This is a genomic window from Lamprocystis purpurea DSM 4197 (genome assembly GCF_000379525.1).
Taxonomy (GTDB): Bacteria; Pseudomonadota; Gammaproteobacteria; order Chromatiales; family Chromatiaceae; genus Thiodictyon; species Thiodictyon purpureum.
This window is the reverse complement of the sequence record NZ_KB902375.1, coordinates 77472-93150: the sequence shown is the minus strand read 5'-3', so window position 1 is coordinate 93150 and position 15679 is coordinate 77472. Positions and strand designations below refer to the sequence as shown.

General features: G+C 65.9%; 12 protein-coding genes. 7 read left to right on the top strand and 5 right to left on the bottom strand.

Annotation, left to right across the window (positions count from 1 at the left end):
• Window positions 1-36: 36 nt before the first annotated feature.
• On the bottom strand, window positions 37-1113 hold the full coding sequence (epmB, locus tag A39O_RS0103925) for an EF-P beta-lysylation protein EpmB (protein WP_020503402.1): 1077 nt from the start codon (window positions 1111-1113) through the stop codon (window positions 37-39).
• A 34-nt stretch (window positions 1114-1147) separates the two neighbouring features.
• On the opposite strand from epmB, the gene efp reads away from it, so the two are divergent.
• From efp to A39O_RS0103910, 3 genes are all read left to right on the top strand, one after another.
• Entirely contained in the window at window positions 1148-1717 is a 570-nt protein-coding gene (efp, locus tag A39O_RS0103920; protein ID WP_020503401.1) for an elongation factor P, read from the top strand.
• On the top strand, window positions 1714-2691 hold the full coding sequence (gene epmA / locus A39O_RS0103915; RefSeq protein ID WP_020503400.1) for an EF-P lysine aminoacylase EpmA: 978 nt from the start codon (window positions 1714-1716) through the stop codon (window positions 2689-2691). The genes efp and epmA overlap by 4 nt, the downstream gene beginning before the upstream one ends.
• A gap of 460 nt (window positions 2692-3151) precedes the next feature.
• Window positions 3152-6520 carry a DUF7948 domain-containing protein gene (locus A39O_RS0103910; protein WP_020503399.1) on the top strand — a complete coding sequence of 1123 codons (3369 nt, stop codon included), beginning with the start codon at window positions 3152-3154 and terminating at the stop codon, window positions 6518-6520.
• Window positions 6521-6759: 239 nt separating this feature from the next.
• On the opposite strand, the gene A39O_RS0103905 is transcribed toward A39O_RS0103910, so the two are convergent.
• The gene (locus tag A39O_RS0103905) at window positions 6760-7368 is read right to left on the bottom strand and encodes a hypothetical protein (protein WP_020503398.1); all 609 of its coding nucleotides are present in this window, start codon (window positions 7366-7368) and stop codon (window positions 6760-6762) included.
• A 206-nt stretch (window positions 7369-7574) separates the two neighbouring features.
• On the opposite strand from A39O_RS0103905, the gene A39O_RS0103900 reads away from it, so the two are divergent.
• The 4 genes from A39O_RS0103900 (at window position 7575) to A39O_RS0103885 (ending at window position 12144) form a co-directional block, all read left to right on the top strand.
• Window positions 7575-9644 carry an EAL domain-containing protein gene (locus tag A39O_RS0103900; RefSeq protein ID WP_085954681.1) on the top strand — a complete coding sequence of 690 codons (2070 nt, stop codon included), beginning with the start codon at window positions 7575-7577 and terminating at the stop codon, window positions 9642-9644.
• Window positions 9645-9720: 76 nt separating this feature from the next.
• The gene (gene tsaB / locus A39O_RS0103895; protein ID WP_020503396.1) at window positions 9721-10467 is read left to right on the top strand and encodes a tRNA (adenosine(37)-N6)-threonylcarbamoyltransferase complex dimerization subunit type 1 TsaB; all 747 of its coding nucleotides are present in this window, start codon (window positions 9721-9723) and stop codon (window positions 10465-10467) included.
• A 4-nt stretch (window positions 10468-10471) separates the two neighbouring features.
• Entirely contained in the window at window positions 10472-11335 is an 864-nt protein-coding gene (locus A39O_RS0103890) for a ferritin-like domain-containing protein (RefSeq protein WP_020503395.1), read from the top strand.
• Window positions 11336-11613: 278 nt separating this feature from the next.
• Window positions 11614-12144 (top strand): DUF4124 domain-containing protein, encoded by a 531-nt coding sequence (locus A39O_RS0103885; RefSeq protein WP_157639601.1) that lies wholly within the window; start codon window positions 11614-11616, stop codon window positions 12142-12144.
• 122 nt (window positions 12145-12266) lie between these two features.
• On the opposite strand, the gene A39O_RS0103880 is transcribed toward A39O_RS0103885, so the two are convergent.
• From A39O_RS0103880 to uvrD, 3 genes are all read right to left on the bottom strand, one after another.
• The gene (locus A39O_RS0103880) at window positions 12267-12704 is read right to left on the bottom strand and encodes a phosphate-starvation-inducible PsiE family protein (protein WP_020503393.1); all 438 of its coding nucleotides are present in this window, start codon (window positions 12702-12704) and stop codon (window positions 12267-12269) included.
• A 74-nt stretch (window positions 12705-12778) separates the two neighbouring features.
• Entirely contained in the window at window positions 12779-13297 is a 519-nt protein-coding gene (locus tag A39O_RS31870; protein WP_020503392.1) for an acyl-CoA thioesterase, read from the bottom strand.
• 168 nt (window positions 13298-13465) lie between these two features.
• Complete coding sequence (gene uvrD / locus A39O_RS0103870; RefSeq protein ID WP_020503391.1) at window positions 13466-15646, bottom strand: DNA helicase II; 2181 nt, start codon at window positions 15644-15646, stop codon at window positions 13466-13468.
• Window positions 15647-15679 lie beyond the last annotated feature (33 nt).

The window sequence follows — 15679 nt, the reverse complement described above, 5'->3', positions numbered from 1 at the left end:
TCTCTATAAGGTCCGGCGATAGGGTCTGCGTGGCGATTATCGGCGTACGGGGTCGGTTAGGGAACCGCGGAATGCAACCGGGACTTTGCAGGGCGCACCCGCGACCTCGCGGACCAGGCGGGGTACCAGATAACCCGGCAGTCGGGCTCTGAGCCTTTCCATCAGGGCGCCGGCGTCGCCGTCGGTCACCTCAAAATGGGCGGCCCCGTGCACCAAGTCCAATTGGTGCAGATAATAAGGCAAGACAGCGCAGTCGAAGAGTCGTTCGCTTAGCGCGCTGAGCGCGTCCGCGGTGTCGTTGACCCCGCGCAGTAAAACGCTCTGGTTCAACAGCGTGATACCGCCCGCATGCAGTCTGCGCAAGGCCGCCCGGGCGCCGGCGCCGAGTTCGGCGGCATGGTTGACGTGAACGACCAGCACCGGCGTGAGGCGTAGCCCGGTCAGGAGGGCACACAACGCCTCGGTCACCCGCGCGGGCAGCACCGTCGGCAGCCGAGTGTGCAGGCGCAGCCGCCGCAGGTGCGGGATCGCGGCGAGTCGGGCGAGCAGTGCCGCCAGGGCGTCGTCACTCAGCAGCAAGGGATCACCCCCACTCAGAATGACTTCCGACAGGCTGTGGTCGGTTTGGATCTGGTCGATCGCCGCCGCGATCCGGGCACGGTGGGGGCCCAACTCCGCATAGGGAAAGTGGCGACGAAAACAGTATCGGCAATGGACGGCACAAGCGCCGTGGGCGATCAGCAGGGCGCGCCCCGCGTATTTGCGCAGGAGTCCGGGGACGCAGACCGCCGGCCCGTCGCCGACCGGGTCCCGGCTGAAACCGGGGCAGTCGAGGCGTTCGTCGCGCCGCGGCAGCACCTGCCGCAGCAGCGGATCCTGGGGATCGCCCGGCGTCATCAAGGCCGCGAAACCGCGCGGCACCAGCAGCCGGAACGGGCCGGGACCCGGGTCGAGGTCGGCGATCTGATCGGCCCGCAGGTGGAGGAACGCGAGCAGGTCGGGTACCCGCGTGAAGGCCTGGGCGAGCTCAGTCCGCCAGTCCTGGCTATGACATTGCGCGATGCTTCGCGTTACCATTGGCGGTTTGGCGTTCAGCGTCAATTCCAGCTTCATTTAGAGCTTCAAACACATAGGCACCGGGTACGACATGGCGAGCTACAGCACCAGTGAATTCAAGAGCGGACTCAAGATCATGCTGGACGGGGATCCGTACAACATCGTCGAGAACGAGTTCGTCAAACCCGGCAAAGGCCAGGCGTTCAGCCGCGTGCGCGTGCGCAACCTGAAAACCGGGCGCACCGTGGAAAAGACCTTCAAGTCGGGCGACACCGTCGAGGCGGCCGATGTGCATGATACCGACATGCAGTATCTGTACAACGACGGCGAGCAGTGGCACTTCATGGACCCGGCCAGTTTCGAGCAGATGACCGCCGATGCCACCATCGTGGGTGATACGGCCAAGTGGATCAAAGATAACGATATCTGCAATGTGACCCTGTGGAACGGCCTGCCGCTGGCCGTGGAGCCGCCGAACTTTGTGGTGCTCAAGATTATCGAGACCGACCCCGGGCTCAAGGGGGACACGTCCGGCGGCGGCGGCAAGCCCGCCACCCTGGAAACCGGTGCCGTGGTGCGGGTGCCGCTGTTCGTTCAGAGTGGGGAACTGATCCGCGTCGACACCCGCATCGGCGAATACGTCTCGCGCGCCAAGGAGTGAACTCGGACTGGCGACCCAGCGCGTCGCCAAGGGCCCTGCTGGCGCGTGCCGCCATGCTCGCCGCGGTGCGCGACTTTTTCGCCCGCGCCGGCGTCCTGGAAGTCGAGACACCGATCGCCTCCCGGTGTGCCGGGTCCGACCCGGCCTTGGAGAGCCTGGTCACCCGCTGGCACTGGGGCAGCGACGCCGCGGGCCAGCCACTCTATCTGCACACGTCCCCCGAGTTTCCCATGAAGCGGCTGGTGGCCGCGGGCCTGGGACCCATCTATCAGATCTGCAAAGTGTTTCGTGACGGCGAACGGGGCCGGCTCCACCATCCCGAGTTCAGCCTGCTGGAGTGGTACCGGCCGGGCTGGGACTATCGGCGCCTGATGGACGAGGTGACCGCGGTGGTCCGGGTCGTGCTCGGGCGCCCGGATTTCCCGACCGAGCGGGTGACCTATCGTGGGTTGTTTCGCGAGCGGTTGGGGATCGATCCCTGGACGGCCGGATGTGATGACCTGCGTGCCAGGGCCGCGACGCTGGGCATTCCCGATGCCGTATCCCTGGACCTCGACCGGGACGGCTGGCTGGACCTGCTGCTGACTCAGTGTCTGCAAGGGCAGTTGGGCCGCGGTCGTCTGACCTTCCTGTGTGACTATCCGCCCAGCCAGGCGGCGCTGGCCAGGCTGCGGCAGGATGACGTGGAGGTGGCGGAGCGCTTCGAACTCTATCTCGAAGGAGTGGAGTTGGCGAACGGCTTCCAGGAGTTGACCGATGCCGCGGCGCAACGTGCGCGGTTGCAGTCGGACCTTGAAACGCGCCGCCGCCAGGGCCGCGCTGTTCCGCCGCTCGACACGGCCTTCCTCGCCGCCCTGGACGCGGGGATGCCGGAGACCTCCGGAGTCGCCGTGGGCCTCGACCGGCTGTTGATGGCGGTCCTGGAGGTCCGGCACATCGATGCCGTGCTGGCCTTTCCGGTCGAGCGGGCCTGATCCGCGCGCGGATCGGCTGACTGTCATCCTGTCGGGTTCCGGCGGACAACCGGTTGGCTATTTCCGCCGAACGGTCGTTGGCGAGTGACTAACGGAGGTTTTCCTCGCGGCGTTCGGGGCGCTACAGTGCAGTTGCGAAAACTGTGAAGCGCATCACGGTTATCTCTGTAAATGCCCCGCGTCGGCAGCCATCGGTGACACCTTGTAGAGGCGACTGTCGGGGTGACTTCAGTCGCCCCTCCACATCGATAGACCCTTTCCCGGAAATCGCCTAAGGCATACGAAACACCAAGCGCCGTAGGGTCCGCTTTGCGGACCGCCGACCTCGCAGAAACCTGATGTTGCGATGTTCATGACCAAAGCCGCCGGGACAACGCCCGGCAGCCGTTTGTGTCCCTCGTGTCTTCATGCGAGCAATTGCCGGATTCAGGTACACCCATCTCACCCAAGGAGCCTCGGTATGTTCAAGATCCCGCCCCGACTACGCCTGATTCCCGCCCTGCTGGCGCTCGGCAGCGGCCTGCTGGCCGCCGCCGCACCCGATCCCATGCCGCCTGCCGGTGGGGCGGGTGTGACCGGCCTCGCGGTCCCACTGATCCAACCGGCTGCACCGCCGGCCAGTGCGGCGACCGCCCCAGCCGCCCCGGCCCAGGCGCGGATTCAGGCCGACTACGGCAAGTTGCCCTACACCTTCGAAGCCAACGGCGGCCAGGCCGATGCCGCGGTGAAGTTCCTCGCCCGCGGCCCCGGCTACAGCCTGTTCCTGACGCCCGGCGAGGCGGTGCTCTCACTGCACACCAGTCAACCGAACCCGGCGCCGCGGTCCCGGCCCGGTGCCCGGCCGGAGCCGGTGCCCGCGCCGACGCCGGGCGCTGCTCCGGAACCGACCGCCGCGGCGACGCCCCCGGCGGTGCTGCGCCTGAGCCTGGTCGGTGCCAATCCCGAGCCGGCAGTCCACGGCGAGGACGCCCTGCCGGGCAAGGTCAACTATCTGCGCGGCAAAGACCCCGCGGCCTGGCGGACCGGCCTGTCCACCTATGCCAAGGTGCGCTACGAGGGTGTCTATCCCGGCGTCGATCTGGTCTATTACGGCACCCAGGGGCAATTGGAGTATGACCTGGTGCTGGCTCCGGGAGCGGACCCCACGGTCATCCGACTCGCCTTTGCGGGGGCGGATCAGATGCGGCTGGATGACACCGGCAATCTGGTGCTGACGCTGGGTGAGCAGCAGGTGATCCAGCAGACCCCGCGGGTCTATCAGGAGACCAATGGGAAGCGCACGCCGATCCCGACCCGTTATGTGCTGGCGGATAACCGGCAGGTGAGTCTTGCTATTGGCGACTATGACGCTGAAAGGGCGCTGGTGATCGATCCCGTGTTGGTGTATTCCACCTATCTCGGCGGCCGCAGCCTTGATGAAAGCGGAGGTATCGCCGTGGACGGCGCCGGGAATGCCTACCTGACGGGAACGACCTGGTCCACCGACTTCCCCACACACCAGGCATTGCAGCCTGACTTCGGCGGAGACCTTGATGCCTTTGTCGCCAAGCTCAGTGCCGATGGCGCCTCGCTGGTCTACGCCACCTACCTCGGCGGCGGCAGCTTCGATTATGGCTCTGACATCGCCGTCGACGGCGCCGGGAATGCCCATGTGACGGGTTCTACCTGGTCTACCGACTTCCCAACCCGTCAGGCCCTGCAGCCCGACTTCGGTGGTGGACAGTTCGATGCCTTTGTCGCCAAACTGAGTGTCGATGGCGCCTCGCTGGTCTACGCCACCTACCTCGGCGGCGGCGGGGTCGACCGCGGCGGTAACATCGCCGTGGACGGCGCCGGGAATGCCTACCTGACGGGAACTACAGAATCCACCGACTTCCCTACCCGCCAAGCCCCGCAGCCCGACTTTGGTGGCGGACAGTGCGACGCCTATGTCGCCAAGCTCAGTGCCAATGGCGCCACGCTGATCTACTCGACCTATCTCGGCGGTGGCAGTAACGACTATGGTTCTGACATCACCGTAGACGGCGCTGGGAATGCCTACCTGTCGGGTACCGCCGACTCCAGCGACTTCCCGACCCGCCATGCCCTACAGCCCGGCTTCGGCGGACTTGAGGATGCCTTTGTCGCCAAGCTCAGTGCAGATGGTGCCACGCTGGTCTACTCGACCTTCCTCGGCGGCAGCCAGCAGGACCAGGGCGGTAGCATCGCCGTGGACGGCGCTGGGAATCTCTACGTGACCGGGACTACCGACTCCCCCAACTTCCCGACAGGCGATCCCTTGCAGTCTGACTGCGGCAGAAACAACGACGCCTTTGTCACCAAGCTCAGTGCCGATGGGGCGACACGCGTCTCCGCCACCTGCCTCGGCGGTCGCGAAGACGATTATGGCGCCGGCATCGCCGTGGACGGTGCCGGGAATGCCTATGTCTCGGGATCTACCTACTCCCCCGATTTTCCAACACACCAAGCCCTGCAGCCTAACCACGGCCGCGGATGGAACTTCGACGCCTTTATCGCCAAGCTCAGTGGCGATGGCTCCACATTAATCTACGCCACCTACTTTGGCGGGGGTAGCCACGACTATGGATCCGGCATCGCCGTGGACGGCGCTGGGAATGCCTACCTGACTGGAACAACCAGCTCAACCGACTTCCCGATCAGCCATGCCTTTCAGCCTGATTTGAGCGGACCCGAAGATGGCTTTGTCATCAAGATCGCGGACGTGCCGACCGGACCCGTGGTGGCCTTGCCCTGGCTCGCCGCCCTCGGCGATCTGACGGGTGATGGTTCCCAGCACCTCGCGGTCTTGTTCGATGATGCCGTGGCGGGGACGGTGACCGCCCGGATCAAGCAGGTCACAACCGGCACCCTGATCCAGACCTTCGCCTTTGATCAAGGCTATACACCGCTCGACCTCGCCGTGGTCCCCGACCAGAATAGCAACGGCGCTCCGGAGTTGGCGTTGCTGGGCCGCCATGTCGCGAACAACAACGTGCAGGTCGAACTGCGCGACACCCGCACGGGCGAGCGATTGAGCGCGGTCGCCTTCAACCCCGTCTTCGCGCCCCAGCGACTGGCGGTGTTGCCTGATCGTAACGGCAACGGCGCGGCGGAATTGGCGGTGCTCGGCATCAAGGCCGGTAACGGCTCGGTCGCCGCCGAGATCAAAGACGCCGCCACCGGCGCNGGGCTGGGCCAGGTGTTCTTCGCCAAGACCTTCCGCCCCGTCGATTTCGCCGTGGTCGCCGACGCCAACGGCAACGGGGCCGCGGAACTCGCCGTGCTCGGGGTCGATGCCGCCGGTCAGCCGCGAGTCGAACTGCGCGACAGCGGCAGCGCGGCCCTGGTGAAGGTCCTGTGGTCGCCGAAGTGGACGACCCCGCTGAACCTGGCCGAACTGCCGGATGCCAACGGCAACGGGACGCCGGAAGTGGCGGTGCTGGGACGCAGCGGATCGGCCGTCCTGGTCAAGACCGCGGATACGGGCACCGGCGACCAACTCGGGTTCGTTTACTACAACCCGAACTTCACGCCGCGCCAGGTCGCCGCGCTGCCCGACCTCAATGCCAATGGCGTAGCCGAACTGGCGGTGTTGAGCCGCGATGCCGCCGGTCAGCTCAAGACCGAACTGCGTGATGCCGTCACCGGTGCGCTGGTGCGTAACCTCTGGTTCGATCAGCTCGCCCCGCTGGACCTGGCGGTGTTGCCCGACCAGAACGGCAACGGCAGCCCGGAAGTGGCCGTGCTCGGCGTGCCGGCGGCGGGNGGGGCACAGGTTCTGATCAAGGATAGCGCGACCCAGGCGGAAATCAGCCGGTTGGATTTCTAGCCCCTGGTGGCGCCGGCTCCCGGCCGGCGCGAATCCGGACGGTGCGGTGAGCCCGTAGGTTGGGGTGAGGAACGAACCCCAACATCCCGGTCGCCGATCGTTGGGGTTCGTTCCTCACCCCAACCTACCGCGCTGCCCGCGAAGCGGTTGGTCCGCACAGCGGACCCTACAGACTTGCCGTAGGGTCCGCCGTGCGGACCGATCGCGGCTGATGGGGCCGCGCGGCGGGCTCGGCCCGCTCAGCCCCCGAACGCCTTCTGGATCGCGTCGAGATCCAGGGCCTCGATGTACTGCTGTACCGCGGTGCCGTCCGCCATGCCGGTGCCCTTGCCCTGGATCAGGATACGGTTGCCGATCATCAGCGTCACCTCGTGCTCATTGGTTTGCGCATCGTGCTTGATGATGCCGCGTTGGCCCTTGATCGTGTAGGGCTTGGTGTTCGGGTCGGCCTGCATCATGAAGGGTGAGGACAGGAACATGGTCAGCATCGGCAACAGCGGGGAGTCGGCGGTCACGTTCAGGTTGACCTCGGCCCCGTCCTCGCGGAAATAGCGGCGGCCCAGGTTGGTGCCCACGATCATGCTGGCGAGTCCGGCGGTTTCGGATTGCGCGGGGTCGGCCTGCCAGCCGGCCAGCGGCTCCGGCAGCAGCTTCAACAGGCCCGCGGTCATTTGCTCCTTGATCTTGGCCACGGCGAAGTTCAGGGTGTCGGCGGCGCTGTGCAGTTGTCCGGCCTCGTAAGCCTGGCGCGCGGCGTCCAGTTGATCCGTGACCTCATCGGCCTGGGTCGGGGCGGCGAGGGTCAGGCAGGCAGTCAGGGCGACGATCAGCGGGGTGCGGTTCTGCATCGGATGGCTCCGGTTGAGTCCAGTGTCTGAGCGGGCATTATGGCCCTGACCGGGTGGACCGACCAGATTGAATATGGACCGGCGTCAATCGCGTCTTGCGGGGGTATGGCTGGCGTCGGCTCTGATCGCGGCCTATCATTTCAGCTCTGTCTGTCTTCCGCCTGACGGTGACGGCGCGCCGCTGTCGGCAAGTTTTGTGGTCTTGGATGACGATGCCCGATACCAATGCTTTCATCGGTGAGACGGTCTTCTATTTTGGTGTCGACCTGACGGTGTTGCGCACGCTGCGCGATCACCTCGGCGAGCGGTCGATCGCGCTGCGCGCGGTGCGGACGCTGGCCGGTCTGATGCTCGCGGCCGGCAGCCGACCGGTGCCGGTCCTCGTGCTGGAGCCTGGTATCCTGCGGCCGGGGCGGTCGGTGAAAGCGATCCTGGACCGGCTGGAGAAGGGCACGGGGCGGCGTCCACATCTGGTCTGTCTGGTCGGGGCCGCACCGCCGGTGGAACGCGGCATCGACCAGTGTCCGGACGCGGTGATGACCGTCGCCGCGCCATGGGATGGTGCGCGCATTGCCGAGCAGGTGGTCGCGCTGATGACCACGGAGCGGCCAAGGCCGGGACGGGTGTTGGTGGTCGACGCACTGACCCCGGAGCGTCTTGAGATCGTCGCGACCTTGCGGCGCGGCGGTGTGCTGGTGGAACAGGCGTCGGATCTGCATCAGGTGATCCCGGCCCTGGAACGTGCTCCCTGCGATCTGATCCTGCTGGATCTCAATCTGCATCAAGACGATCATCAGGATCTCACGGCCGCGATCCGGGCCCATCCGGCAGTCGATGAACTGCCGATTGTTTTTCTCTCGGCGGAGGCGTCCCCGGAGCACCACGGCGAGGTGCTGCATCTGGGCGAAGACGATTACCTGGCGCGGCCACTCGACTACGATCATTTGCTGGCCACGGTCCGGCGGCGGCTCGAGCAGGTCTTAAGCCAGGCGGCGTCAGCGACCGGGGCCGCTCGGGACCGGTTATTGTTGAGCCGGACGCAACTGATCAAACGGCTCGATCACGCGATTCTCGCCCATCCGGTGACAGGCTCGGGTCAGGCCGTATTCTGCATCCGGGTCGACGGCTCCCCGGTGCTGGGGGCGGCCGGGGAGACGGATGCGGGGCCGCTGCGCCCGCTGGTCACCGACTTGATTCGCTCCACCGCGGGGACGGCACAGCGCGGTGCCTGCCGGAGCGACGGGGAGCTTCTGCTGTGGGTGAGGTGTGCATCCAACAGCGCCGTAGTCACCTTGGCCGAGGCGATCCAGCAGGCTGCCGGTGCCCTGGTGGTGCCTCCGCGAGCCGGCGTCGCGCGGATCTCCCTGAGTATTGGTATCGGCTCGCTCCTCCCATCGGTGGACAATGCACTGACCTTGCTGTCGCGCGCCCAGTCAGCCTGTGAAGCGGCACAGCGGGCTGGCGGCGACCGGGTCCTGGTCCACCGGACGCTGGATGACCCGGCGATGAGCGGCGGCGAGTTCGGTGACGCGCCGCTGTTGCGGTTGCTGCAGCGGGCACTGGCCGGGTCTGGATTCGAGTTGGTCTACCAACCGATACTGTCCCTGCGCAAGGCCCATCAGGAGCGCTATGAGGTGCTGCTGCGGCTGCGGACGCCCCAAGGCGATATTATCCCGCCACTCACCTTTCTCCCGGTCGCGAGGCGTTGCGGACTGCTCCCGGACCTGGATCGCTGGGTGTTGTCGAAGGCCCTGCAAACACTGCGGCAGGAGCGCGACGCCGGTCGGCGCACGCGCTTGATGATTCATCAGTGCGCCGCGAGTCTGGCGGAGCCCGGTTGGCTGCAGGGGGTACGCGATGAGATCCTGCGCCTGGATCTGATCCATCAGCGTCCGGTGCTGGAGTTCAATGCCCGCGATCTGCTCGCCGACGAGGATCAGGCACGGCTCCTGTTTCCGGAACTCGGCCGATTGAGGATCGAGGTCTGTCTGGCGGGTGTCACCGACAGTGAGGATGTGCTCGGACTGATTGCCCGTCGGCCGATCGGTAGTGTCAAGTTGGCCCACACGTTGGCCAGGCGTGAAACGGGTGCCCGTCTGCGGTTATTGGTGCAGGCGCTGCACCAGCGGGGGGCGCGGGTCATCGCCGCGGGAATCGAAGATCCGGAGGTCATCGGGCGGATCTGGTCCAGCGGGGTTGACTACATTCAGGGCAATTTCATCCAGTTCCCGGAGGACACCCTGTGTTTCAATTTTCAGGAAGGCGTGATCGGATAGTGATTTCACTTATTGGTGAAGCGTTCCCGGCCGCCGGCCGGTCGCTGACGATTTCTCCCAGGATGCCCGGATCATCATGAAATTGCTCGCACTCGATACCTCCGGTGATCTCTGCTCGGTCGCGCTGTTCATCGACGGTGTCATCGAACAGCGCCGGGAGCCGGCGCCGCGTCGGCATGGGGAGTTGCTCTTGCCGATGATGGAGTCATTGCTGGAGTCGACCGGGATCGCGCTCAGCGCGCTTGACGCCATCGCCTTTGGTCGTGGCCCCGGCTCCTTTACCGGGGTGCGCATCGCGGTCGCGGTCGCCCAGGGGGCGGCCTTCGGTGCCGGTTGCCCGACGGTCCCGGTCTCGACCCTGGCCGCCATGGCGCTCGGCGAATACCGCCGGACCGGCCGCCGGCGCATCCTGGCGGCGCTGGACGCGCGGATGGGGGAGCTGTACTGGGGCGCCTTCGAAGTCGCTGAGGATGCGTCGGTCGTCGCCGGCGGTGCGGAGCAGGTCGTCCTGCCGGGGTGCGTGCCGGTGCCGGCAGGAGCCGGCTGGTGCGGGGTCGGCTCCGGCTGGGGCGTCTATCGGGCGGTTCTCGAACAGCGGATCGGCACGGGTCTCATGGCCGTGGCGGCCGACGGTGTCTGCGAGGCCGAGGACATCGCCCGCATCGCCGCAGTCGAGGTCCGGGCCGGACGGGTGGTCGCGGCGGAACTGGCGCGGCCGGTCTATCTGCGCGATCGGGTGACGGCGACCCTGGGGCAGGCGCCGCCCGGCGCGGGGCTGCCGCCGGTCCCCGGCGGTCATCCCGTGGCGGACCCTGGTGTCTGAGCCAATGCAGGCCGGCGCGATGCGCTCGACGGCGACGCGGCCGAATCCCGCTCCGGGCCTGTTTGATGCGGCGGCGCGCTGTCTGGCAGAGCCCGATCCCGCACGTAAACAGGACCTGACCGCCCAGATCGCAGTGGCCTGGGCCGCGGGTCAACTCGGTCTCGACGCCGACACCGCCGGTCCGGTGGGTGAGGTTCCGGGGCGGCCCGCGCGGCCGGAGTTGGTTGCTCCGCACCAGTTGACCGGGCGTAAGCTCAGCAGCCCGCGGGGGCGTGCCGCGCTGATCCATGCCGTCGCGCATATCGAGTTCAACGCCATCAACCTGGCCTGGGATGCGGTGCAGCGTTTTCGGGATCTGCCGTCCGCATACTATGACGATTGGGTGCGGGTCGCGGCGCAGGAGGCGCAGCATTTCGGCCTGATGCGCGGGCGCCTGCGCGATCTGGGTCATGACTATGGGGACTTTCCGGCCCATGATGGTCTGTGGGAGATGGCGCGGCGCACGGCCCATGATCCGCTGGCCCGGATGGCGCTGGTCCCGCGGGTACTGGAAGCGCGCGGCCTGGATGTCACCCCGGGCATGATCGCGCGGCTGCGTGCGGTGGGTGATCAGCAGACCGCGGACCATCTCGCGATCATTCTGCGCGAGGAGGTCGGTCATGTCGCGGCGGGCACCCGGTGGTTCCGCTACCTGTGCGAACAGCGCGGACTTGCGCCGCTGCCGGCCTATTTCGACCTCATCGCGACCCACTTGACGGGTCCGGTCCGTGGCCCGTTCAATCTGGCGGATCGGGCGCTCGCCGGGTTCGACCCCGAGGAGTTGACGTACCTCGAGGCGCTCTCCGCGGGGGGCGGCAGGAACGGCTAGCCGCGACACGGCCTTGGTCAACGTTCCGGCCACTGGAGGTCGAGGCTTTACCGTGAAAGTCGCGCAGCGACCCCGTGGGAGCGGCGTCCCGCCGCGATGGGGTCGGGCGCGAAACGCAGCGTTCGGGGTCACCGCAGCACCGCATCGCGGCGGGACGCCGCTCCCACGGGGGACTTTCATCTTCCGGGGTGGCTTGATTTTCCTTCCATGGCCGTTAGCCGGTCCGGCATGGCGGACCTACCGGCAGATTCGAAATCCATTGACCGAGGAGCTGAATCATGCGTTTATCGAGTGATACCCGTTGGTTGCTTAGGGTGTGTCCCGGCGTTCTCGCGGCCTTGCTGGCGGGCCAGCCGGCCGCCGAAGAGGCGGCGGTCCAAGTCTACGAATGCCATCAGGGCGGCAAGGTGACCTTCTCTGATGAGCCCTGTGTCGGCACCGAGCAAACCGTGAAGATCGACTATTCGCGGCCTGATGCCGCGCAAGGCGAAGATGCGGCCTTTGCGGCCCAGGCCGCGGAGGCCCAGGCCGGGGCGGTGGCGCAAGCGGCGGTGCTTGACTCCGAGATCCTGAATCTGGAGCAGCAGATCACCAATCAGCAGACCGAGCGGGATGCACGGGTGGCGGCGCTGCGTCAACAACTCGCCCAAGGAACCGAGGATCCCAACCCGTCCGCCTGGCAGGCGGCGATGAATCAACAGATCGACGCCACATACAACAATTACAACGACACCATCCTTGCCCAGCGGCGCCGGCTGGATCAGTTGCAGGCGCAGCGGCAGTCGCTCGGCAGCCAGGGGCAGCGCTAAACCGCGCGAATTCGTTGCAGCCATGACCTCCCGCACAGGTTCGCAACCGGACGTAGGGGCGGGTTTCAAACCCGCCCCTCCGCTCAAGGCCAGGTCTGGATATCAGGTGCGCAGGTGATCGATCAGCCCAGGCCGTCTTCCTTGGTGTCGGAGTGTTTGCAGTCTTCGAGTGAATCGAGGCTGTAACGCTGGCTATAGCGTACGATGAGGATGGCAATGCTCACCAAGAGGATAGCGCCGCCTTCGAACAGCAGGGTTTCCGGTTCGATATTCTTGCCTTGCAGGACGATGAGTCGGGACAGCGCCGTCACCGCGATGAACATCGGGTAGGTGAAGGGTACCGCATGGCGTATGAAATAGACGTTCGCCATGGCCATGATCTCGATAAAGATGAAGATCAGCAGCACGTCTTCGAGCTTGATCTGGCCGTTGTGCGCGATGGCCATCACGAGTTGCACGATCGCGAGAAACGACAGTCCGCCGACCAGCAGCAGGACGCCCTTCTCGACCCAACGAAACAGTGTGGATAAAAAACGATCGGTGCGTTGCTCCAGTGTCATGCGGGGCTCCTGGGTAATGAGTCACAAATATCGAACAACGAATTCTAATAAACGTGTCTAGCCGATGCGTGGTTCTAGGTGGACTCTTGTTCCGGCTCACCGGCCGCACTGCGGTGCAGTTGCCGGATCTCGTTGTGGCGCCGCTCGATTTCACGCCGGAACGCGCGCCTTGAGACCGCGCTCTCGTAACGCCGCCGCTCATTTGGCGTCTCGATGGCGAGCGGCGGGACAGGCACGGGTTTGCCCTGATCATCGACCGCGACCATGGTGAAGTAGCAGGTCATCGCATGGCGGCTGGTCTTGCGGATGATGTCCTCGGCCATGACCCGGATGCCGACTTCCATCGAGGTATTGCCCGTGTAGTTGATGGAGGCCAGGAAGGTCACCAAGTCGCCGACATGCACCGCCTGGCGAAAGAAAACCTGATCCACGGACAGCGTCACCACATAGTTATTGGAGTAGCGCGCGGCGCAGGCATAGGCGACCTGATCCAGCAGCCGCAGGGTCGCACCGCCGTGGACATGGCCGGAGAAGTTGGCCATATCCGGGGTCATCAGCAGCGTCATCGATAAGGTTTTGTGTTGCTTTTCCATGGTGCTTGTCGTTGTCGTCATCGGAGAAGCGATGCAATTTGGGCATGAGCCGCCCGGCCTTGGTCATGAACCCGGCCACCGCGCGATCTGCACGGTCGTCGGTCCGCACAGCGGACCCTACAGATGAAGGTGTTACCGTAGGGTCCGCTGTGCGGACCGTCCGCCGCTTCACCCGACGGCCTCCAGTCGTGCATAGGCCAACACCAGCCATTTGGCTCCGACTTCCTTGAAGTTGATCTGGATGCGCGCCTGTGCACCCTGGCCTTCGGCGCTCAGCACCACGCCCTCGCCGAACTTGGGGTGCAGCACCCGCTGACCTAAACGAAAGCCGCCGGTCTCCACCGCCTTTGCCGCCGGAGCAGACCCGAAGGGGTTGGCGGCGGCCGCGGCCGGACGGGAGACGCCCCCGCCGCGAACCTCTTCCATCAACTCCGGCGGCACCTCGCGCAGGAAGCGCGAGGCCATGGGATAGCCCTCGCGTCCATAGAGTCGTCGTGTTTCGGCATGGGTGACAAAGAGTTGGTGCATGGCGCGCGTCATGCCGACATAGCACAGCCGCCGTTCCTCTTCCAGCCGCGCCGGATCCTCGGCGGACATGCTATGCGGAAAAAGCCCTTCCTCCAGACCCACCAGGAAGACGATCGGGAACTCCAGACCCTTGGCACTGTGCAGGGTCATGAGCTGGACCCCATCCTCGAACGGGTCGGCCTGGGCCTCGCCGGCCTCCAGCGCGGCATGGGCGAGGAAGGCGCCGAGCGGGTCGGTTTGCGTGTCCTCCAGTTCCAACCGGAAGCGCCCGGCGGTTTCCACCAACTGGTCCAGGTTTTCCACCCGGTCCTGACCCTTGCCATCCTTGGCTTTCAGATAAAAGTCCGCGAGCTCGGCGGCCTTGATGACGCTGGTGGTGGTTTCCGCCAGATCCAGCTCCGCGGTCGCCGCGGTCTGTTGGCGAATCAGGTCGACGAAGCGCGCCAGGGCCGTGGTTGCACGCGGACCCAGGGCGACGGCGGCGATGGTGTCGAGCGCGGCCTGCCAGAGTGAGACCTGGGCGCCGCGCGCCTGCTCGCGCAGCAGTTCCAGGGTGCGTTCGCCGATGCCGCGGGTGGGGGTGTTGATGACCCGCTCGAAGGCGCCGTCGTCGTCCGGGTTGTTCAGGAGGCGCAGATAGGCCAGGGTGTCGCGGATCTCGGCGCGTTCGAAGAACCGCAGGCCGCCGTAAACCCGGTAGGGGATCTGGCGGTTGATCAGCGCCTCCTCGAACAGCCGCGACTGCGCCGTGGTGCGGTAGAGGATGGCGCACTCGGACCGGCGATAGCCCTGTTCGGTGGTGAGGCCGCGGATGCGCTCCACCACGAAACGCGCCTCGTCCACCTCGTTGAAGGCGGCATAGTGACGAATCGGCTCGCCCTCGCCATCCTCGGTCCACAGGTTCTTGCCCAGTCGCGTCGGGTTGTGGGCGATGAGTGCGTTGGCCGCCTTGAGAATAGTCCCGGTGGAACGGTAGTTCTGCTCCAGGCGCACCAGTTGGGCCTGCGGATAGTCGCGCTGGAACAACTGGATGTTCTCCACCCGCGCGCCGCGCCAGCCATAGATGGACTGATCGTCATCTCCCACGGCGAACAGGTTATCGTTGCTGCCGGAGAGCAGCCGCAGCCAGGCGTACTGAATGGCGTTGGTGTCCTGGAACTCGTCCACCAGGATGTGGCTGAAGCGCGTCTGATAGTGGTGCAGGATGTCTTTACGGTCGCGCAGCAGCTCATGGGCGCACAGCAGCAGGTCGGCGAAGTCCAGCAGTCCGCCGCGGGTGCGTGCCTGCTCGTACTCGCGGTACAGCGTTGTCATCTTTTGCAGGTAAAAATCGCCGGCCGTGTCGAGATGATCCGGGCGCAAGCCCTCGTCCTTCTGCTTGTTGATGAAACTCTGGACCTGACGGGGCGGCCAGTTGGACTCATCGAGTTCCAGCGCCTTCAGGATGCGCCGGATCAGCCGGAACTGGTCGTCCCCGTCGAGGATCTGGAAGTGCTGGGGCAAACCCGCGTCCTGCCAGTGGGCACGCAGGAAGCGGTGGGCGAGCCCGTGGAAGGTCCCCACCCACATACCGCCTACCGGGTGGTCCAGCATCTCTTCGATGCGGGTGCGCATCTCACGTGCCGCCTTGTTGGTGAAGGTGACCGCCAGCAGCGACCAGGGCGGCACTTGCTCCACCTTGATCAGCCAGGCGATGCGGTGCACCAGCACCCGGGTCTTGCCGCTGCCGGCGCCGGCCAGCACCAGGCGGGTGCCCGCCGCGGCGGAGACCGCCGCGCGCTGGGCGTCGTTGAGTGGGTCGAGAATATTTGAAACGTCCATGGCCGCATTCTACGGCAAGGCTCGGCATCGTAC